Here is a 20,901-nt window from a genome sequence, read left to right on the forward strand (position 1 = left end):
TGACGGGGACGGGGCCCGGCGGCTTCGCCGTCGCTCGGCGGCCGGGTGCCGGGCGGCCCGGTGGTGGGCGGCCCGGTGTCCCCGAAGCGCGGGGCGGACGGTGCGGGACGGGGAGGGGCGCGAGGGTGGAGAGGGGGCGAGGGCGGTGCGGGGGTACCGGGCGTACGCCGCGGGTGTGCGGTGCGGGGGCGCGCGGGCCGGGGGGACGACGGGGCCGGTGCGGGGACGCGCCGGCCGGGGGCGACGGCAGGGACGGTGCGCCGACCCGGCGACTCCGCCCGGCGGGCCGGGTGCGGCCGGACCGACCCCGGCCCGCCGCCCCGGCCGGTCACCGCTTCGCCCGGCCGGGCCGGGATCCCGGGCCCCGCCGGGGCGGACCGGCCGGCCGGCTCGCTGCGGGGGGCGGGTCAGCCGGCCGGCTCCCGGTGGGCACGGCGGGCCCGGCGCCACAGGGCCGGGGCCGCGCCGACCACCACGGTCAGCGCCACCGCGGCCACCACGCCCTCCCACGGTTCGGCGAACAGCGAACCGCCCAGAATCCCGATCACCTGGTAGGTGGCCGCCCACGCCAGCGCCGCCGGCAGCGCGCCCCGGGCGAACCGCCGTACCGGCATCCGGGAGAGCAGGCAGGCGAGCATCACCGGGATGCGCCCGGCCGGCAGCAGCCGGGACAGCACCAGCACCGTGACCCCGTGCTCCTCCAGCCGGTCCCGGGCCTGCGCCAGCCGCTCCGGCGCCGCCCGCTCCTGGATCCGGGCCAGCCACCGCGACCCGTTCCGGGACCGCACCCCGCGCTCACCCAGCCAGTACAGGCCCAGGTCCCCGCAGAACGCCGCGAGCGACGCCACCGCGAAGACGATCAGCAGGGAGAGCGGCGCGGTCTGGTGCAGCGCCACCACCGCCGCCGAGCTGACCACCGCGCCGGTCGGCACCACCGGCACCAGCGCCCCCAGCACCACCAGCAGGAAGAGCGAGGGGTACCCGACCGCCTGCTGGGTGGACTCGGGCGGCACCGCGCGGACCGCGCCCGCCAGATCGTCGATCACCTGGCGGCCTCCAGCAGCGCGGTGTCACCGTGCCCGAGCAGGTGCACCGCCGCGTCCGGGGCCAGCTCGCCCGCGTGCCGTACGAAGTCGTCGCCGGGGGAGTGGAACTCGTGCGGCCGGACCGCGTCCATCCCGATGGGCCAGTACGTGCCGTAGTGCACCGGCACCGCGCTGCGCGCCTCCAGCCGGGCCAGCGCCTGCGCCGCCCGCCGCGCGTCCAGGTGCCCGTGCCCCAGGTACGGGCCCCAGCCGCCCACCGGCAGCAGCGCCACGTCGCACGGGCCCACCACCGCCGCCATGTCGTCGAAGAGCCCGGTGTCCCCGGCGAAGTAGGTGGTGGTCTCGCCGTGCACCACGTAGCCCAGCGCGGGCGCCCGGCGCCGCCCGTAGGGCAGCCGCCGTCCGTCGTGCGCGGCCGGCACCGCCCGTATCAGCACCTCGCCGACGCGCACCTCGTCGCCCGGCGCGACCTCGGTGACCCGCAGCCGGCGGGCCGCCGCCACCCGCCGCAGCCCGGGCACCGCCGCACCCGCCCCGGCCGGCACCACCAGCCGGCTGCCGGCGCCGAGCCGGGCGAGCGAGGGCAGGTGGAGGTGGTCGGCGTGGAGGTGCGAGACGAGCGTGACATCGGCGACGGCCGCCGCCGGGGGCGGCAACGCGCCCCGCCGGCGCCGCAGATGCGCCAGCCGCCGCGCGAAGAGGGGATCGGTCAGTACGGTGACGTCCGAGTCCCGCACGGTCGCGGTGGCATGACCCCACCAGGTGACTTCCACCGGCACCCGGAACCTCCTGTCGCCCGATCGAGCACCCCCCGAGCCTAGTTCAGCCCGCCACGGGCCGACGAGCACGCCCGCCGCACCCGCCGCACCCGCCGGAACCGGCGCCCGGCCCCCGCCTGCCCCGGACCGCGCGGCCCGAACCCCGGCCCGGGGTGCGCCGGGTTCCGGGGGCGTCCTGGGGAACCTCTCCCGTCCGGACCCCGCCCGCCCGGGGCGCAGGGGGAGGGCCCGTACCTCGCCCGGCCGTGCCGGCCCCAGGGGCCGTGCGGCCGAACCCCCGCCCCGGGGTGTGCGCCGGTCCGGCGGCGCGACCCGCCCCCTCCCGGCCGTGCCGCCCGCCGGGACCGCGCCCCCCGCGCCCACCCCCGGCCCGACGCGCGGCCCGGGGCGCCCACCCCTGGGCACGCGGCCCCGGCCCGGCCCCCGTCCGCGGCGCGGAGCACCTGCGGGGCTGTGACAGGCTGGGGAGGCGGGAACGGCGGAACGAGGTGGAATGAGCATGCGGAGGCCCGGCTGGCGGTCCGTGGGCGGCACGGCTCTGCGGGTCCTGGCGGTGTGGGCGGTCTCGACGCTGACCATGCTGGTGCTCGCCGCCGCCCTCCCGGACTTCCGGCTCCAGTCCGCCGACGGCGACAGCGCCACCCGGACCGGCGTCACCGCCGCCCTCGGCGCCGGGGCCTTCGGCCTGCTCGGCGCCCTGGTGTGGCCGCTGCTGGTACGGGCGCTGCTGCTGGTCCCGGCGTTCGTCCTGGGCCTGCTGGTGTTCGTCCTCAACGGCTCGCTGCTGCTGATAGCGCTCAGCCTGCTCCCCGACGGCCGGGGCTCGGCGGAACCGGAGACCGCCGTGGTGGTCGCCGCCGTGATGTCCGCCGCCTCTTCGGCGACCAGCACCTTCCTCACCGTCCGCGACGACGGGGCGTACCGGCGCCGGCTGGCCCGGATGGCCGGCCGCGGCCGGCGCTCCCTCGGCCGTCAGGACGGGCACCGGCCGCCGCCCGGCACCGTCTTCCTCCAGCTCGACGGGGTGGGCCACGACGTGCTCAGCGCGGCCGTACGGGGCAAGCGGCCGCTGATGGAGACCGTCGCCCGCTGGCACCGCACCACCCACGCCCTCACCCCCTGGCGCACCGACTGGTCCAGCCAGACCGGCGCCAGCCAGCTGGGCATCCTGCACGGCTCCACCGAGGACGTCCCCGCCTTCCGCTGGTACGAGAAGGAGACCGGGCAGGTGATGGTGAGCAACCGGCCCACCAGCGCCGCCGAGCTCCAGCGCCGCGCCACCGCGCGCACCGGCGACGGCGGGCTGCTGACCGTGGACGGCGCCAGCCGAGGCAACCTGTTCACCGGCGGTGCCGACCAGCTCGCCCTGGTGCTCTCCGTCGCCGCCCGGCGCGGCCGGCACAACCGCTCCCGGTCCGGCTACTTCGCCTACTTCTCCGACCCCGCCAACGCCACCCGCACCGCCGGCTCCTTCATCGCCGAGGTGTTCCGGGAGATCGGCCAGTCCACCCGGGCCCGGCTGCGCCGCGAGACCCCGCGCCTGCGCCGCGGCGGCCTGTACCCCTTCATCCGGGCCTTCGCCACCGTCGTGGAGCGCGACGTGGTGGTGGCCGCGGTCATCGGCGACATCCTCTCCGGGCGCACCGCCGTCTACGCCGACCTCGTCGCCTACGACGAGGTGGCCCACCACTCCGGCCCGTACAGCCGCGACACCCACCAGGTGCTGCGCCGCCTGGACCGGGCCGTGGCGCTGATCGCCAAGGTCACCGAGCACGCCCCGCGGGACTACCGCATCGTGCTCCTGTCCGACCACGGGCAGAGCCCCGGGGAGCCCTTCGCCGACCGCTTCGGCCTCACCCTGGAGGACCTGGTACGGGCCGGCTGCGGCCTGCCGGTCTCCCGCCGCGCCCGGAGTGCCGCCTCCGGCGCGGAGGCCCGCGACACCGCCCGGGCCGCGCTGCGCCGCCCCGAGAGGGAGGGTGGCGACGGCTCCGGCGGCGGGCGGGGGCCGGTGGTGCTCGCCTCCGGCAATCTGGGCCTGGTCTCCTTCCCCGACGTGCCCGGGCGGATGACCCGGGAGCAGATCGACGCCCGCCACCCGTCGCTGCTGCGGGTGCTCGCCGACCACCCCGGCATCGGCTTCCTGCTGGTCCGGTCCGCCGAACACGGCCCGGTGGTGCTCGGCGCGGGCGGCGCCGAGCACCATCTCGACAGCGGGCTGGTGATCAAGGAGAGCCCGCTGGCCCCGTTCGGTGAGGGGGCGGTGGAGGCGGTCCGGCGCACCGACCGGTTCCCGCACACCGCCGACATCATGATCAACTCGGCGTACCGTCCGGAGACCGGGGAGGTGCACGCCTTCGAGAGCCAGATCGGCTCGCACGGCGGCCTGGGCGGACCGCAGAGCGACGCCTTCCTGCTGTGGCCCCGCGAGCTGACCCCGCCCACCCTCGACGGGAGCCCGCCGGTCGGCGCCGAGGCGGTGCACCGGGTGCTGCGCCGCTGGCTGGACGAGGCGCACGGCCCCCAGGTGCCCGCGGAGGAATCACCGCTGACCGACGAGATCACCACACCATTTCCGGCCATCACCCGAGTGATACCGGACAAAACCCGGTGATTTGGCGGGATGCTTTCCATCCCTGACCATGGCTGGGCGTTCGGCACCCACGCGCCATCGCCGAGCCGCGGCCCCAGGAGAGAAGCACCACCCCATGCACCACAGCCCCACCCGCCGTCCGCCCGCGTCCCCGACGGGGACGGCCCCGGTGCCGTCCCCCGGCCCCCCGCCCCCCTGCACCGTCCCGGCCCCCCCGCCCCCCGGCGCCGCACAGGTCCCGGTCCCGGCGAGCGCCCCGGCCACTTCGCCGCCCGCGGCCCCCGCCCCGTCCGGCACCGCCCGGCGGTTCGGGCTGCCCACCGCCACCGCGCTGGTGATGGGGAACATCATCGGCGGCGGCATCTTCCTGCTGCCCGCCTCCGTCGCCCCGTACGGCACGGTCAGCCTGCTCGCCTTCGCCGTGCTCACCGTGGGCGCGGTGGCACTCGCCCTGGTCTTCGGCCGGCTGGCCCGCCGCGACCCGCGCACCGGTGGCCCGTACGTCTACGCCCGCGAGGCGTTCGGTGACTTCGCCGGGTTCCTCTCCGCCTGGTCGTACTGGACGATGAGCTGGGTCAGCAACGCCGCCCTGGCGGTCGCGGTGGTCGGCTACGTCCACGTGCTCTTCCCCGGCCACGGCAACGGCGCCACCGATCTGACCGTCGCGCTGCTGGCGCTGTGGCTGCCCACGCTCGCCAACCTGGCCGGCACCCGCTGGGTGGGCGCGGTGCAGCTGGTCTCGGCGGTGCTGAAGTTCCTGCCGCTGCTGTTCATCGCCGTCGCCGGACTGTTCTTCTTCGACGCCGGCAACCTCGGGTCGTTCACCGAGGGCGGCGGCAGCCCGCTGGGCGGACTCTCCGCCGCCGCGGCCATCCTGCTGTACTCCTACGTCGGGGTGGAGTCCGCGGCGATGAGCGCGGGCGAGGTCCGCGACCCGGAGCGCAACGTCGGCCGGGCCACCGTGCTGGGCACCATCGGCGCCGCCGTGGTCTACCTGCTGGGCACCCTGGCCGTCTTCGGCACCGTCGCCCACCAGGACCTGGTGACCTCCGACGCGCCGTTCTCCGACGCCGTGGACGCCATGTTCGGCGGCGCCTGGGGCGGCACGCTGATCGCGGTGGCCGCGGTGATCTCGATCCTCGGCGCCCTCAACGGCTGGACGCTGATGAGCGCCCAGGCCCCCTACGCCGCCGCCCGTGACGGGCTGTTCCCCGCGGTCTTCGCCGTCCGCCGCCGCGGCGTCCCCACCGCCGGGGTGCTCATCGGCACGGTCCTCGCCTCGCTGCTCACCGTGATCAACCACCTCGGCTCCTCCGACCGCGTCTTCGAGGTCCTGGTGCTGATCACCACCTTCTCGGCGACCGTGCCCTACCTGCTGGCCTGCGGCGCCCAGCTGTACTTCCTGGTCTCCGGCCGGTCCGACCGGGTGCGCGGCGGCCGCTTCGCCCTGGACGTGCTGCTCGCGGTCACCGGCTTCGGCTTCTCCTTCTGGCTGGTGGCGGGCGCCGGCTACGCCGCCGTCTACCAGGGCGTGCTGTTCCTCTTCGCCGGCGTCCTCCTCCACGCCTGGCTGGCCGCCCGGAAGCGGCGGCGCGCCGGGGACGCCGCCATTACCTGACGCGTAATCGACCCCGCGCGCCGGTGGCGGCAGGGTGAAGGCACCGGATGTCCCGGCCGGCGCACTCCGGCCGGGACATCCGGGCACACCCGCACCCACCGCAGCCGGAGGTACCGTCATGACCACCACCCACGCGACCCCCGCCACCGTCCCCGCCACCGCCTCCCGCACCTGGCTGCGCCGCTTCCTCGCCCTGGACGCTGTGGTCACCGGCGGCAACGGACTGGCCTACCTGGCCGCCTCCGGACCGCTGGGCGACCTGCTGGGCGTGGAGCGGGCCCTGCTGATCGGCCTCGGCGCGTTCCTCACCGTCTTCGCGGCCGGCGTGGGCCTGCTGGCCGCCCGCCCGCAGCCGCCCGCGTTCGGCGTCCGCTGCGTCGTGGAGGCCAATGCGCTGTGGGCGGTGCTCAGCGTCGTCGCGCTGTTCCTGTGGCTGTCCCCGACGACCGTCGGAACCGTCTGGACGCTGCTGCAGGGGGCCACCGTCGCCGGCTTCGCCGCCCTCCAGTACGGCGCGCTGCGCGCCACGGCCGGCGGCTGACCCGGGAGCGGAACGGGCCCGGCGCGCGGCGGCGCGCCGGGCCTCCGCCGTGCGCCGGCCGCCTCTGCCGTGTGCCCGTCGCTGCTGCCGTGTGCCGGGTTCGGGCCCCGTCGGCGGGTCCCGCCGGCGCGGGTGGCGCGGTCCGGGGCGCGGGTCCGGGGGCGCAGTGCCGCCCCGCCCCGCCGTGGGCCGGGGCCCACGGTTCCGCGCCGCCCGTCCGCCGTGCGGCGTCAGGCCGGCCGGCGGTGCAGATACGCCGCGGTCGCGGCGTCGGCCGGCAGGAACGTCTCGATGGCCAGCTCGGAGACGGTGACGTCCATCGGGGTGTTGAACGTGGCGATGGTGGAGATGAAGGACAACACCCGCCCGTCGTGCTCGATCACCATGGGCAGGGCGAACGGGCAGTGCTCGGACTCCGCCGCCACCTCGTCACCACCGGTCCCCGGCAGCGGATAGCCGGCCACCTCGTCGTACAGCGCCCGCAGCGGAGCGGACCGCATCAGCGCCAGCTGCCGCTCCATCTGGTCCAGCAGATGGCGGCGCCACTCCCGCAGGTTCCGGATCCGTGGGGCCAGGCCCTCGGGGTGCAGGGTGATGCGCATCCCGTTCAGCGGGGGTTGCAGGAGGTGCGGCGCGACCCCGTCCACCAGCGCCATGATGCCGGCGTTCGCCGCGAGGATGTCGTACCGGCCGTCCGTCACCAGCGCCGGGAACGGCTCGTAGGCGCGCAGCAGCTGGTCCATGCCCGCCCGCAGGGTGCTCATCGTCGGCGCGTCCAGTGAGGTCTCGGCGTAGCGCGGGGCGTAACCGGCGGAGATCAGCAGCGCGTTCCGCTCCCGGACCGGTACGTCGAGGTGGTCGGCGAGGCGGAGCAGCAGCTCCTCGCTCGGCCGCGACCGGCCGGTCTCGACGAAGCTGATGTGCCGGGCGGAGGAGTCGGCGCGCAGCGCCAGCTCCAGCTGGCTGATCCGGCGCCGCTCCCGCCATTCCCGCAACAGCGCGCCGACTCCGGGGGCAACCACGACAGTTGTCATGCCCGAACGGTAGCCGAACGGTGCGGTGTCCCGTCCGGGGGAGCGGCGGGGCCGGGGGCGGCCCCTTGGGCGGTGACCGGTCCGTCGGCCGCCGGACCGGTCGCGGCGCGGGTGCGCACCCGCCCGTCCCGCGCCGGTACCGCCGGCCGGCCCGTTCCGCCGTCGTTCTCGTCGTCCACGCCGGCCCGCCCGGCCCGGCCCGGTCCGGTCCCAGTCGTCCCTGTCGGGTTGCCGCCCGGCACGGCCCGGTCGCGGCGGCGTTGCGGAAACGGCAACGAGAATTGCGCACCCGGCGGCCGTCCGGACACGCTGGGCGCGGACGGGGACGGCCACGGCGGGCGTTCCACGGGCAGGCGGGCGTACCACGGCCACGGCGGGCGTCCCGGCCGGCCGCCGGGGCGCACGTCCGGAACGAGACACGGAGGCAGCATGAGCGGGCACCACCACCACGGGCACCACCACGACACCACCGATCTGGACTGGGACGACCTCGGCCCGCACCTGGAGGCCCAGGCCGAGATCAGCATCCCGCTCCTGGAGCAGGTCACCGACTGGCTCCGCGGCCTGACCGGCCGGGACGCCACGGCCGTCGGCCGGGTGTGGGACGTGGGCAGCGGCCCGGGCGTGGCCGGCTGCCTGTTCGCCACCGCGTTCCCGGCCGCCGAGGTGGTGGCCGTGGACGGTGAGCCCGCGCTGCTGGAACGGGCCCGGGACCGCGCCGCCCGGACCGGCGTCGGCGACCGGCTGCGGACCGTGCACGCCGACATCACCGACGGGCTGCCCGACATCGGCGACGCCGACCTCATCTGGTCCAGCAAGGCCCTGCACCACGTGGGCGACCAGGGGGCCGCCGTGGCGACCCTGGCCGGCCGGCTCCGCCCGTCGGGGGTGCTCGCGGTCGCCGAGGGCGGACTGCCGGCCCGCCGGCTGCCGCGCGACTTCGGTATCGGCCGCCCGGGGCTGGAGGCGCGGCTGGACGCGGTCGCCGAGGACTGGTTCCGGCGGATGCGGGCCGGACTCCCCGGGTCCCGGGAGACCGTGGAGGACTGGCCGGCCCTGCTCACCGCGGCCGGCCTGGAGCAGGTCCGCAGCCGCACCTTCCTGCTGGACGTGCCCGCGCCGCTGGACGACTCGGTGCGCCGCTTCGTCCACGCCGACCTCACCCGCACGCGCGAGGTCCTGGCGGACGAGCTGGACGCCGAGGACCGGGCCACCCTCGACCGGCTGATCGACCCGGACGACGCGGCGGGGGTGCTGCGCCGTCCCGACGTGTTCCTGCTCAGTGCGCAGACCGTGCACACCGGGGTCCGCCCGGCGGCCTGACGGCACCGGACCGGTACCGGCCGGCGCGGCCGCCGGGCCGGCCGGTACGTCCCCGGGCGCCCCTGGGTTCCGCTTCCCGGGTTCCGCGTTCCCGACGTTCGGCGTCCTCGGGCCCGCGTTCCCGAGTCCCGTGCCCCCGGGTGTCCCCGGGGTCCGCGTCCCCGGGTTCCGCGTCCGCGGCGGGGACGGTCGCCGCGGCCGGTTCCGTGACCGGTCCGGCGGCCGGTCCCGTGACGGGGCCCGCGGCCGGGTCCCGTGGCGGGGCCCGCGGCGGCCGGTTGCCGCGGCCGGCAGCCCCGCGGACCGGCCGGGGCCGGCGCCGCGAAGGGACCGGTCCGGCGGGAAGGCCCCGGCCGCGGCTCACCCGTGGTAGAGCGCGTCGACCTCGAACGCGTAGGCGTGCTCGATCGCCTTCCGCCGCAGCTTCAGCGACGGCGTCAGCAGACCGTGCTCCTCGGTGAACTGGGCGGCCAGTATCCGGAAGGTGCGGATGGACTCGGCGTGCGAGACCTGCGTGTTGGCGGCGACCACCGCCCGCCGGATCTCGGCCTCCAGGTCCGGGTCCCGGACCAGTTCGTCGCTCCGCATCCGGTTCTTGCCGCACATCAGCAGCCAGTGGGTGACCGCCTCCGGGTCCAGCGTCACCAGCGCCGCGACGTACGGCCGGTCGTTGCCGACCACGATGCACTGGGACACCAGTGGATGCGCCCGCACCCGCTCCTCCAGGACCACCGGGGAGACGGTCTTGCCGCCGGAGGTGACCAGGACCTCCTTCTTCCGCCCGGTGATCGTCAGATACCCGTCCCCGTCCAGCGAGCCGAGGTCGCCGGTGGCCAGCCAGCCGTCCCGCAGCACCGCCGCCGTCGCCCGCGGATCACCGAGATAGCCGGAGAACACCTGGCCGCCGCGGACCCAGATCTCCCCGTCCTCGGCGATCCGGACCGAGGTGCCCGAGATCGGCTTGCCGACGGTGCCGAACCGGGTCCGCTCCGGTGGGTTGGCGGTGGCCGCGGCGGTGGACTCGGTGAGCCCGTACCCCTCGTAGACGGTGATGCCCGCACCGGCGAAGAACAGCCCCAGCCGGCGCTCCATGCCCGAGCCGCCGGACATCGCGTGCCGCACCCGGCCGCCCAGCGTCTCCCGCACCTTGCCGTACACCAGCTTCTCGAACATCTGGTGCTGCACCCTCAGTGCCGGCCCGGGCCCCGGGCCGGTGCCGAACGCCTTGGCCTCCTGCGCCTCCGCGTACCGCACCGCGACCTCGACGGCCTTGTCGAACGGCCCCGCCTTCCCCTCCGCCTCCGCCCGCCGCCGCGCCGCCGCGAACACCTTCTCGAAGATGTACGGCACGGCGAGCACGAACGTCGGCCGGAAGGACCGCAGCACCGGCAGCAGCGCGGCGGCGCTGAGTTCCGGCTGGTGACCGAGTTTCACCCGCCCGCGGATCGCGGCGACCTGCACCATCCGGCCGAAGACGTGGGCCAGCGGCAGGAACAGCAGGGTGGCCGCGGGCTCCCCGGGGCGGTTGCGGAACACCTGCGCGTAACGGGCGACGATGTTGTCGCACTCGGCCATCAGGTTGGCGTGGGTGATCACGCATCCCTTGGGCCTGCCGGTGGTCCCGGAGGTGTAGATGACGGTGGCGGTCGCGTCGGGCGTCAGGGCCAGCCGGTGCCGGTCCACCGCCACGTCGTCCACCCGCGCGCCCGCCGCGACCAGGTCGGCGAGCGCCCCCGCGTCCAGCTGCCACAGGTGCCGCAGCTCCGGCAGCCGGTCGATGACCGAGCCGACGGTCATCGCGTGGTCCTCGTGCTCCACCAGACAGGCCGAGACCTTCGCGTCGTGCAGTGCCCAGCGGACCTGCTCGGCGGAGGAGGTCGGGTACAGCGGCACGCTCTGCGCGCCCACCGTCCAGACCGCGAAGTCGAACAGCGTCCACTCGTACCGCGTCCGGCAGATGATCGCGATCCGGTCACCGAACCGGATGCCGGCGGCGAGCAGTCCCTTGGCGAGCGCCAGCACCTCGTCGCGGAACTCGGCCGCGGTGACGTCCCGCCACCCCCCGTCCGCGGTGCGGCGGGCGAGCACGGGCAGCTCCGGGGTTTCGGCCGCGTGCTCGAAGACGGCGTCCGCCAGTCCGCCCACGTGGGGGACGGTCGCCGAGGCAGGGACGGTGATCTCGCGCAATGACGTGCTCCTCGAAGCGCTCCGCACAGCGCCGCGACCGTACCGGATGGCGCGGGGCGCCGGGAGTGGCCGCCACCCCGCGGAACGTACGTGCATATGCCCTTGTCAGTGGGGAAAACCGGGGCACTTCGGCTGAAGATCGGATGATTGATGACCAGCGACACCGGTTGACGTGGCTGATTTCTGCACCGAATCTCTCCGCGGACCGCACAGGCTCCATCGATTTTCAGCCGTCGGGCGAGTGGGGTTCACCCGGCGGACCGGTGCCGGGCACGGGCCGCCGGGGCCGGGGACCGAGGGACGCCCGGGGGCCGGGCCGGAGACCGGGGTGCCGGGGCCGGGCCGGAGACCGGGAGTGCCGGGGGCGCGGGACGGGAGGTCGCGGGGGCGCCGGGAGTGCGGGCCGGAGGCCCTCAGGGTCACCGGGTGAGTCCGAAGGTCGCCGGGAGGGGCCCGGTGGGTCACCGGGACGGGGCTCGCTGCAGCCGGTCGCCGCCCGCCAGCACCGCGGCGGCCAGGGCCTCCGCCGCCGCGCGCGCCGGGCCGTCCCGCCGGCCGCGTTCGCCGTGCAGCAGGACGAAGTCCACCGCGCCCAGGTCCGGCAGGCCCGCCCGCTCGGGGACCCGGACCAGCCCCGGCGGGATCAGGCCACGGGTGTGCGCCATCACCCCCAGCCCGGCGCGGGCGGCCGCGACCAGGCCGTTGAGGCTGCCGCTGGTGCACACGATGCGCCAGGGGCGCCCGTGCCGCTCCAGCACCTCCAGCGCGCGGGCCCGGGTGAGCCCCGGCGGCGGGAAGACGATGAGCGGGACCGGGCGGTCCGGGTCGATCCGCAGCCGCTCCCCGCCGATCCACACCAGCCGGTCCCGCCACACCAGCCGCCCCTGCGGCCGGTCCTCGGACCGCTTGGCCAGCACCAGGTCCAGCCGGCCGGCGCGCAACCGCTCGTGCAGGGTGCCGGAGAGCTCCACGGTCAGCTCCAGGTCCACCTCGGGGTGGTCGCGGCGGAACCCCTCCAGGATCTCCGGCAGCCGGGTCAGCACGAAGTCCTCCGAGGCGCCGAACCGGAGCCGGCCGCGGAGCCGGGTCCCGGTGAACCAGTTCGCCGCCCGCTCGTTGGCCTCCAGGATGGTCCGGGCGAAGCCGAGCATCGCCTCGCCGTCCTCGGTCAGCTCCACCCCGTGGGTGTCGCGCCCGAACAACTGCCGCCCGGCGGCGGCCTCCAGCTTGCGCACCTGCTGGCTGACGGTGGACTGCCGCAGGCCGAGCCGGTGCGCCGCCTGGGTGAAGCTCAGCGTCTGCGCGACCGTCAGGAAGGTCCGGAGCTGCACCGGGTCGAACATCGGCGCGGCGGGTGCCGGCGGGCCGGCCGGTGACTGTCCCGCCGTCGTCCCCCGCGCACCGCTCCGGCCCGTGTCCATGCCGTACAGGCTAAGCGGGCGCGCGCGGGTCAGGGCAGGTGCGGGTGCGGGGTCTCCGGTCCGGTGCCGTCGTCGCAGACCAGCAGCAGCACCGCGGCGCGTTCGGTGCTCAGCGACCGGACCTTGTGCGGTGTGGTGGCCCGGAAGTAGGCCGAGTCGCCGGGCTCCAGCTCGACCGAGCCGGAGGGGAGCAGGAGTTCGGCCCGCCCGGTGTGCACGAAGAGGAACTCCTCGCCGGGGTGGTCACGGAACGGCACGGCCGAGGCGTCGTGCGGCGGGTGGAGCATGAACGGCGTCATCCGCTTGCTGCCGGCCTGGAGCGCGATGCCCTCGTAGCGGGGGCCGGGCCCCTCGCCCGGGGTGAGTGCCCGCCGCTCGCCGGCCCGGGTCACGGCGACGTCGGTGAGCTGCTCGGCGTCCACGAAGAGGGTGTCCAGGGGGACGTCGAGGGCGCGGGCGAGCGCGGCGCTGATCGCGATCGAGGGGGTGCTCCGACCTCGTTCGATCTTGGACAGGTAGCTCTTGGTGACCCCGGAGCGCTCCGCGAGCGCCTCCAGCGTCATCAGCCGTTCCTTGCGCAACTGCCGCACCCGATTGATCACACCTCGTCCTTTCCCGCCGCCCCGCGACCCGCCGCCCTGGCCGGAAATCGGCGGACGGAACCGGGCCGGCGGACCGTTTCGGCCAGGCCGCGGTGGTCAGGCCGGAATCGTAGTACGGAAGCCCCCGCGCGCCGCCGGGCGCCCGCCTCGGGGCGTCGCCGCGACCCGGCCCGCCGGCGTCGTGACACGGGCGCGGCGGCCCCGCGGCCGGGGCCGCCGCCGTCGCGACGGGCTCGTTTCCCCGCGGCCGGCGCCGCGTCGCGGCATGGGCCCGTCACCGCGGTGACCGGGGCCGTCCTGGCGGAGGGTGACGTCCACGGGGGTGGCTCCGTGGCACCGGTGGCCGCGGGGGGCCGGCTCACCGGTGCCCGCCGTTCCTCCGGTGCGGCCGCTCACGGCGGCCCGGTCGCCACCCTCCACCGAGGGCCACGCCTACGCCTCCCGCCCCCTTCCGCTCAGGAAACCTTGTGTCCTATAGTGATCTCAGTTTCCTGGCCGCGGCTGTCCGCCGCGGGACCAGGCCGTCCGGGCGGCCGAGGACACCGGCGCCCGAGGAAGGGAGCGAGAGGACATGGCGAACACGCTGCACGAGACGAAGGAGGTGCTCGTCGGCCGTGCCGAGCGGCAGATGCGCGAGCACTTCGGCGACTCGGAACTGACCACCCGGCAGAAGCTGGCGCTGACCTGCCGGATACTTTTCGACGGCGGTCACGATTCCGGGCTCGCCGGTCAGATCACCGCCCGCGGGACCGAGCCTGGCACCTACTACACCCAGCGCCTCGGGCTGGGCTTCGACGAGATCACCGAGGACAACCTGCTGCTGGTGGACGAGGACCTCACCGTCCAGGAGGGCGCGGGCATGCCCAACCCCGCCAACCGCTTCCACTCCTGGATCTACCGGGCGCGCCCCGACGTGAACTGCGTGATCCATACGCACGCGCTGCACACGGCGGCGCTCGCCATGCTGGAAGTGCCGCTGGTGGTCTCGCAGATGGACACCACCCCGCTGTACGACGACTGCGCCTTCCTCAAGGACTGGCCGGGCGTCCCGGTCGGCAACGAGGAGGGGGAGATCATCTCCGCGGCGCTCGGTGACAAGCGCGCCGTCCTCCTCGCCCACCACGGTCAGCTGGTGACCGGCGGCACCGTGGAGGAGGCGTGCAACCTGGCCATCCTCATCGAGCGGGCGGCCCGGCTCCAGCTGCTGGCCATGTCGGCCGGCACGATCCAGCCACTGCCGCCGGAGCAGGCCCGCGAGGCGCACGACTGGACCTCCACCGACCGGCGGAACCAGGCCAACTTCGCCTACTACGCCCGCCGCGCGCTGCGCAACCACCCCGACTGCGTCCGTGAAGGGACGGCCCTGTGATGACGTCCAGCCCCCCGCTCAGCGGGATCATCTCCTACCCCGTCACCCCCTTCTCCCCGGACACCGGCGAGGTCGATCTGGCGGCACTGCGCCGGCTGACCGGCGAACTGGTGGACGCCGGCAGCCACGCGGTGGCCCCGCTGGGCAGCACGGGGGAGAGCGCCTACCTCGGCGAGAAGGAGTGGGACGCGGTCTGCGAGACCACCCTGGCGACCGTGGCCGGCCGGGTGCCGACACTGGTCGGCGTCTCGCACTGGAGCACGGAGACCACCGTGCGGCGGGCCCGGGTGGCCGCCCGGCACGGGGCGACCGCGATCATGGTGCTGGCGCAGACGTACTGGCAGCTCACCCAGGACGAGCTGGAACGGCACTTCGCCACGGTGGCGGCGGCCACCGACCTGCCGGTGATGCTCTACAACAACCCCGGCACCAGCGGCGTCGACCTGACGCCGCCCACCGTGGTGGCGCTGGCCGCGAGGATCCCCAACCTGACCATGGTCAAGGAGAGTTCCGGCGACGTGGCGCGCTTCCGCGCCATCCGGGAGCTGTCCGGGGGCTCGCTGTCGGTCTACAACGGCAGCAACCCGGTCGCCCTCGACGCGCTCCGCTCCGGCGCGGCGGGCTGGTGCACCGCGGCGCCGTGCCTGCTGCCGCGGTGGCCGCTGGCCCTGTACGACGCGGTCCGCCGGGGAGAGGAGGAGCGGGCGGACGAACTCCTCGCGGCCCAGCTGCCGTTCCTGCGGTTCATCGTCGCCCACGGCCTGCCGCGCACGATCAAGGCCGGCCTGGAACTCCAGGGACGGCCGGCGGGCCCGCCGCGCCCGCCGCTGCTCCCGCTGCCGGCCGAGGCCACCGAGGAACTGCGTGACCTGCTGACCCGGCTGGAGGCACACCCCCTGGTCACGGGGACGGCCCCTGCGGGGAGGGGCCGGCCTGACGGCCGGGTCCGCCGGACCTGCTCCGGCCCGGCCCCGGGCCGGAGCGCCCCTCCCGGGGCCCCACCCTGCCTCGGACCGCGGCCGGCCGCGGTACTCGTTCCCGTCCGGGCCGGCCGCGGTGCCGATTCCCGCCCGGGTCGGCCGCGGAACTCGTTTCGCCTGGCCCGGCCAGGCCGGGTCGTGGTGCCGGCCCACCTCGGCGCCGACTCGCGGCCCACCCCGGCGCCCGTCCGGACCGGCCCGCGCCTGCCCCGGCGCCGATCCGCGGCGTCCCCGGCGCCGGGCCTGACAAGGGATGCCGCCCGGGTTCCGGAGACCCGGGACCGGCACCCCGGCGCCACGCCCCGTCGATGCCCGGTCGGCCGTGGGGCACGGAGGCCACACCGCCCGGCCGTCCCCGGGCCGCCCAGGACCCCGCGGCTGTCGCGCTGTCCCGGTACCGCGGCGGCCCGGTGGCGCCGGGAGACGGTACGGAGCCGGGGCAGCCGGCGCGGCCGGCAGCCGGTGCGCCGGTACCCACCGGAGACGAACCGGCTCCGCCGCGCCCCTGGTACCGGACAACCCCGCCCGTAGGGCCGGACGACCGGCCCGCGCTCCTGGACCACCGGGCCCGTGCGCCTGTCCAACGCCACCCGTGGGACCGGACCACCGGCTCCCCCTGCCCGGACGACCGGACCGCGCGCCCGGCCAACCCGCCCCTGGAGCCGGACAACCGGCCCGTGCGCCTGGCCAACGCCACCCGTGGGACCGGACCACCGGCCCGCCTGCCCGGACGACCGGACCGCGCGCCCGGCCCACCCCCGCCCCTGGAGCCGGACCACCCGCCCGCGCGCCAGGACCACCGGCCCGCGCGCCAGGGACCACCGGCCCGCGCGCCCGGACCACCGGCCCGCTCACCCGGCCGAGAACGGAAGAAGAACCATGCCCTCAACCGTCCCGCCCCGACGGACCGGCCCGCTGCCGGGCATCGCCGGAGACGTGCTGCTGCGCCGTACGCTGCGGCGCCACGCGGCCGGCGTCACGATCGTCACCGTGCCCGGACCCGCCGGTTTCACCGCCACCTCCTTCACCTCCGTCTCGCTCCGGCCGCCCCTGGTCTCCTTCTGCGTGGACGTGTCCGCCTCGGCCGCGGGGGCGGTGCGCACGGCGGACCGCTTCGCGGTCCACCTGCTCGGGGCGCACAACGCCGCACTGGCCGGCCGGTTCGCGCGGGGCGGTATCGACCGCTTCGCCGGCACCGACGTCGTCCGCAGGGCCGACGGGGTGCCGGTACTCACCGCCGCACCGGCCTGGCTCGCCGCCCGTACGGTCCTGCAACAGCGGCTCGGCGACCACCTGCTGGTGGTCGGCGAGGTCTACGCCGGTGGGGTCCGGGAGCACGCGGCGCCCCTGGTCCACCATGACGGCGGCTACGCCACGGCCTGGCCGCTGCCGCTCACCGCCCTCGACGGCACCTGAACCCGCGTCCCCCCGCGCCGGCGGGCAACGGCGCCCCCCGGCCCGGTACCGGAACGGCCCGGTCCCGCCCGGCGTGGTGGCACCGCGCGAGACCCGGCGTCACGGACCTGCCGCCGCGGCCCCATCGCGAAACGTGATGACAGTCAGAGCGGTGAGCGGGATTCCCGATGGCGGGTCCGCGCCGCACGCTGGAGATCATGAACCGCCGCGTCCTCACCCTGCCCGCCCGGCTGCCCGTGGACGGCTACGTCCTGGCCCTGCTGGGCACCGTGCTGCTGGCCGCCGTGCTGCCCGCGGCCGGCCGTACCGCCACGCCGGCCGAGCACGCCGCGACCGGCGCGGTGGCCTTCGTCTTCTTCCTCTACGGGGCCAGGCTCTCCACCGCGGAGGCGCTCGCCGGGATGCGGCAGTGGCGGCTGCACACCACTGTGGTGCTCTGCACCTTCGTCGCATTCCCGCTGCTCGGGCTGGCCGCCGCCGGCCTGGCCCCGTGGTTGCTGACCGACCGGCTGGCGACCGGGGTGCTCTTCCTGTGCCTGGTGCCCTCCACCATCCAGTCCTCGATCACCTTCACCTCCATCGCCGGCGGCAACGTGGCCGCCGCCGTCTGCGCGGGCTCCTTCTCCAGCCTCCTCGGCGTGGTGCTGACGCCGCTGCTGGCGGCCGCGCTGCTCAGCGGTGGAGCGGGGGCGATGGGCGACGGGCTGTCCACCGGTGCGCTGACCGGTGTCGCGCTCCACCTGCTGGCCCCGTTCCTCGCCGGCCAGGTGCTGCGCCGCCGGGTGGGACCGGTCGTGTCCCGGCACCGGAAGGCCCTGGGGTACGCGGACCGGGGCGCCATCCTGCTCGTGGTGTACGTGGCCTTCAGCGCCGGGACCCGGGCGGGGGTGTGGCGGCAGATCTCGCCGCCCCGGCTGTCGGCGCTGCTGGCCGTGGAGGTGGTGCTGCTGGCCGTCATGCTGGCCCTGACCTGGTACGGCTCCCGGTGGCTGGGGTTCGCGCGGGCGGACCGGATCACCGTGCTCTTCGCCGGGTCGAAGAAGAGCCTGGCGGCCGGGCTGCCGATGGCGAGCGTGCTGTTCGGGGCGGAGGCGAGCTGGGTGGTGCTGCCGCTGATGCTCTTCCACCAGTTGCAGCTGATGGTCTGCGCGGTACTCGCCGGACGCCTGGCGGCCCGGTCGGGCCCGCAGACCCCCGCAGCCACCGGTACCGACCAGGCCGCCGGTGCGGGCGGTACCGGCGGAGCCCTCGGAGCCGGCGGAACAGCCGGAGCCACCCGGGCAACCGGCGCCGGGAAGCCCGGCGGGGCAGCCGGTGCCGGCAACGGCCACGCGGCCGGCGGTGCGGCGACCGTTGCGAGCGCCACCGACTCACCGGCACCGTGAAGCGGGGCCGCGTCCCCGGCCCAAGGCGGGCGACCGGACGGGCACGCCGCCACGAGCCCCCACCGTGCCAGGGCCCGACCGCCACGAGCCCCCACCGCGCCAGGGCCCGACCGTCCCGGCGGCCGACCGTCCCCGGCGGTCGACCTGGCCGGGGCCGGCGGTCAGTCCGCGGCCGGTCGAATACGGTCCAGCGGCAGCCGGAACACCACGTCGCTGCCCTTCCCGTCCAGCGGCGTGCCGCCTTCGCGGACGTCGCGGAGTTCGGTGCCGGTGAGCGCCCGCCGGTAGACCCGGACGTCGTCGAGCGCCCCGGTCAGGTGCGAGCGGCCGTCCATCGCCTGGCCCAGATGGACGCCGAACGGAGAGGTCCGGCTGACCGTGCCGGCGACGTCCGGGACCGATGAGGCCTCCGCGCCGTCCACGGAGAGGCTGAGCCGGCCGCCCGAGCGGATCAGCGCCGCGTGGTGCCAGTTCCCGTCGTTGTACGCGCCGACGGTGCTGACCGAGGCGGAGGCCGGCGGCGCGGCGCCCTGCACGGTGGTGATCAGTGCCCGGACCCTGCCGCTCGCCGGCTCGCCGCGCAGCCACACCTGCGGCTGCCGGTTGCCGATGCCGCCCATCCACAGGAACGGCTGCTGCCCGGAGCCCGCGGAGTACCGGAACCACAGGCTCACGGTGAAGTCCCCGGCGCCCAGCGGCAGCGCGGGCCGGTAGGGCAGCCGTACCGCGGCGTCCCGGCCGTCGAAGGCCACCGCGCGCCCGAACCGCCCCTCGGTCCCGGTGGTGCCGCCGAGCACCGTGGCGCCCCGGCCCCGCGACGCCCGGTCCGGGGTCGTGGCATCCGGTCCCCGGCGCGGCCCCAGCCAGTCCTCGGTGAAACGGGCGAACCGGATCTCGTCCCGGGCGTCCACCGCCCCGCCCTCGTAGAGCAGGCCCACCTCGTCCCGGGAGATGGCCACCAAGTCGGAGTAGCCCGACCAGTCGGTGGTCACCACCTTGCCGCGGTCGGTGCCGTCCCAGGTCCGGGCCTCGTCCCAGGAGGACCGGATCATCATGGTGCGCCGCCGGTCCGGGTCGCCGGGGGCGGCGAACAGCAGCCTGCTGTAGCCGTCCGTCGCCTCGTCGCGCAGCCGCAGGAGGGACCCCTGGACCTGCGGGGTGTACAGGTCAGGGACGGTGCGGAAGGGGGCGGCGAAGCTCGCGCCGCCGTCCCGGCTGACCGCGTAGGCGCGGTGGCCGAGGTCGGTACCGTCCTGCTCCCGGCCGCTGACGTAGACGGCGCCGTCGGCGCGCTCCACCAGGGTCAGCTCCGACGGCTTCTGACGGAACGTTCCGTCGGCCGCGACCGGCCAGCTGTCCACCGCACCGAGCCGCCACGACGCGCCCCCGTCGTCGCTGAGCACCAGGGCGGCGTGGTTGTGGGTCACCCGGGTGCCGTCGTGGGTCTCGGCGTTCACCCCGAACACCAGCCGGCCCTTGTGGCGGCCGCGGGTGAGCTGGATGCCGTGCACCGGCCCGGTGGCGTACCAGGAGTTCCAGTGCGGGGGCATGATCGACCCGCTCAGGTCGCGCGGCGCGGACCAGGTGCGGCCGTCGTCGTCGCTGAACTGGAGGTGCGGGGTGCGGTCGCAGGGCACGTCACAGTTCTGCCCGTCGTCCCGGCCCGTGTTGTACGTGGTGGCGAGCAGGATGCGGCCGGTCCGGGTGTCCACCACGGGCGCCGGGTTGCCGTGCGTGTCACCGGCCCCCTCGTCCACCACCTCAAGTGGCCCCCAGGTGCGGCCGCCGTCGGTGGAGCGCTTGAGCACCAGGTCGATGTCGCCGGCGTCACCGCAGTTGTCCACCCGGCCCTCGGCGAAGGCGAGCAGCGTGCCCTCGGTGGTCTTCACGATCGCCGGGATCCGGAAGCACGAATACCCCTGATCCCGGGAAGACTTGAAAAGTACCTGCTGCTCGAAAGCGGTGCGGGCCGCGGACGCCGGATCACCGGCGTCCGCGGCCCGCACCGGAATGGGGAGGGAAGCGAGGACCGCGGTGGCGACTAACGCCCACGTGCGGTGCCACCGCCGTCTTCTGGAACGAGCACGGAGATCTGGCGCCATGGCCGACCGACCCTTCGATGACATCCGGACATCACGACATCCCACGTCCCTGGTGCGCTGTCCGCAGTCTCGCGGGTGGGGGAACGGGCGACAAGGACCCGGCGTCACATTTCCATAGAAATAGGCCGACCGGGTGATGTCGGTCCATGCGCGGAGGCGCCCGCGCCGCCGGTGTGCGCCCCCGCGGGCGCCGTGTCCGCCCCTTGGGGGCCAGCGGCCCGGGCTCGCCGGCCCCTCGGTTCCGGCCCTCTTCCGGCCCTCGCCCCTCGCGGTCCGGCCCGTGCCCCGGTCGTGCCCGGGCCTTCGGTCCTGCCGGGGCCCCGGGGTGCCCGGTCCGGGGTCCGGCTCCGCTTCCCGGGCGACCGTGCCCGGATGCCGCACCAGGCCCGGGGGCGGCCGGAGGTGACGGGGCCGGGGCGGCGCCGGGTGGCGCCCCGGCCCGGTGGCCCGGCCGCGGGTGGCCGGCACGGGCTCCGGGCCGCCGGTGGTCCGGAGCCTGGGTACC

General features: G+C 76.2%; 15 protein-coding genes. 8 read left to right on the forward strand and 7 right to left on the reverse strand.

Translation table 11 applies throughout. The annotated features are described in order from the left end of the window. Nucleotides 1-407 precede the first annotated feature (407 nt). Together IHE55_RS24470 and IHE55_RS24475 are read right to left on the reverse strand one after the other, a co-directional pair. Nucleotides 408-1,046 carry a DedA family protein gene (locus IHE55_RS24470; RefSeq protein WP_197990996.1) on the reverse strand — a complete coding sequence of 213 codons (639 nt, stop codon included), beginning with the start codon at nucleotides 1,044-1,046 and terminating at the stop codon, nucleotides 408-410. After that, entirely contained in the window at nucleotides 1,043-1,825 is a 783-nt protein-coding gene (locus IHE55_RS24475; protein ID WP_197990997.1) for an MBL fold metallo-hydrolase, read from the reverse strand. Before IHE55_RS24475 ends, IHE55_RS24470 begins: the two co-directional genes overlap by 4 nt. Nucleotides 1,826-2,318: 493 nt before the next feature. Between IHE55_RS24475 and IHE55_RS24480 the strand changes: the two genes are divergently transcribed. From IHE55_RS24480 to IHE55_RS24490, 3 genes are all read left to right on the forward strand, one after another. Then, nucleotides 2,319-4,439, forward strand: a complete 2,121-nt coding sequence (locus IHE55_RS24480; RefSeq protein ID WP_197990998.1) for a phage holin family protein — start codon at nucleotides 2,319-2,321, stop codon at nucleotides 4,437-4,439. A gap of 292 nt (nucleotides 4,440-4,731) precedes the next feature. Then, nucleotides 4,732-6,036 (forward strand): amino acid permease, encoded by a 1,305-nt coding sequence (locus IHE55_RS24485; RefSeq protein ID WP_372442780.1) that lies wholly within the window; start codon nucleotides 4,732-4,734, stop codon nucleotides 6,034-6,036. 118 nt (nucleotides 6,037-6,154) lie between these two features. Next, entirely contained in the window at nucleotides 6,155-6,577 is a 423-nt protein-coding gene (locus tag IHE55_RS24490; protein WP_197991000.1) for a hypothetical protein, read from the forward strand. A 230-nt stretch (nucleotides 6,578-6,807) separates the two neighbouring features. Here IHE55_RS24490 and IHE55_RS24495 read toward each other — a convergent pair whose 3' ends face one another. Continuing rightward, nucleotides 6,808-7,611, reverse strand: a complete 804-nt coding sequence (locus tag IHE55_RS24495; protein WP_197991001.1) for a helix-turn-helix domain-containing protein — start codon at nucleotides 7,609-7,611, stop codon at nucleotides 6,808-6,810. 429 nt (nucleotides 7,612-8,040) lie between these two features. Between IHE55_RS24495 and IHE55_RS24500 the strand changes: the two genes are divergently transcribed. After that, nucleotides 8,041-8,934 (forward strand): class I SAM-dependent methyltransferase, encoded by an 894-nt coding sequence (locus IHE55_RS24500; protein ID WP_197991002.1) that lies wholly within the window; start codon nucleotides 8,041-8,043, stop codon nucleotides 8,932-8,934. Between the two features lie 360 nt (nucleotides 8,935-9,294). On the opposite strand, the gene IHE55_RS24505 is transcribed toward IHE55_RS24500, so the two are convergent. The 3 genes from IHE55_RS24505 to IHE55_RS32770 all read right to left on the reverse strand — a co-directional run bounded on the left by IHE55_RS24505 (nucleotide 9,295) and on the right by IHE55_RS32770 (nucleotide 13,144). Then, complete coding sequence (locus IHE55_RS24505) at nucleotides 9,295-11,121, reverse strand: AMP-dependent synthetase/ligase (RefSeq protein ID WP_197991003.1); 1,827 nt, start codon at nucleotides 11,119-11,121, stop codon at nucleotides 9,295-9,297. Nucleotides 11,122-11,582: 461 nt separating this feature from the next. Next, entirely contained in the window at nucleotides 11,583-12,464 is an 882-nt protein-coding gene (locus IHE55_RS24510; protein WP_197992225.1) for a LysR substrate-binding domain-containing protein, read from the reverse strand. 107 nt (nucleotides 12,465-12,571) lie between these two features. Beyond that, entirely contained in the window at nucleotides 12,572-13,144 is a 573-nt protein-coding gene (locus IHE55_RS32770) for a helix-turn-helix domain-containing protein (RefSeq protein ID WP_197991004.1), read from the reverse strand. A 571-nt stretch (nucleotides 13,145-13,715) separates the two neighbouring features. Here IHE55_RS32770 and IHE55_RS24520 point away from each other — a divergent pair. The 4 genes from IHE55_RS24520 (at nucleotide 13,716) to IHE55_RS24535 (ending at nucleotide 18,294) form a co-directional block, all read left to right on the forward strand. Further along, entirely contained in the window at nucleotides 13,716-14,513 is a 798-nt protein-coding gene (locus tag IHE55_RS24520; RefSeq protein ID WP_197991005.1) for an aldolase, read from the forward strand. After that, nucleotides 14,513-16,024, forward strand: a complete 1,512-nt coding sequence (locus IHE55_RS31720) for a dihydrodipicolinate synthase family protein (RefSeq protein WP_232265684.1) — start codon at nucleotides 14,513-14,515, stop codon at nucleotides 16,022-16,024. The genes IHE55_RS24520 and IHE55_RS31720 overlap by 1 nt, the downstream gene beginning before the upstream one ends. Nucleotides 16,025-16,372: 348 nt before the next feature. Beyond that, on the forward strand, nucleotides 16,373-16,909 hold the full coding sequence (locus IHE55_RS24530) for a flavin reductase family protein (RefSeq protein ID WP_197991006.1): 537 nt from the start codon (nucleotides 16,373-16,375) through the stop codon (nucleotides 16,907-16,909). Nucleotides 16,910-17,106: 197 nt separating this feature from the next. Further along, complete coding sequence (locus tag IHE55_RS24535; protein WP_197992226.1) at nucleotides 17,107-18,294, forward strand: bile acid:sodium symporter family protein; 1,188 nt, start codon at nucleotides 17,107-17,109, stop codon at nucleotides 18,292-18,294. Between the two features lie 161 nt (nucleotides 18,295-18,455). On the opposite strand, the gene IHE55_RS24540 is transcribed toward IHE55_RS24535, so the two are convergent. Next, nucleotides 18,456-20,396: a sialidase family protein gene (locus tag IHE55_RS24540; RefSeq protein WP_232265685.1), complete on the reverse strand. Its 1,941-nt coding sequence runs from the start codon at nucleotides 20,394-20,396 to the stop codon at nucleotides 18,456-18,458. Nucleotides 20,397-20,901 lie beyond the last annotated feature (505 nt).

Source organism: Streptomyces pactum (assembly GCF_016031615.1).
In the GTDB taxonomy this organism is placed as follows: domain Bacteria; phylum Actinomycetota; class Actinomycetes; order Streptomycetales; family Streptomycetaceae; genus Streptomyces; species Streptomyces pactus.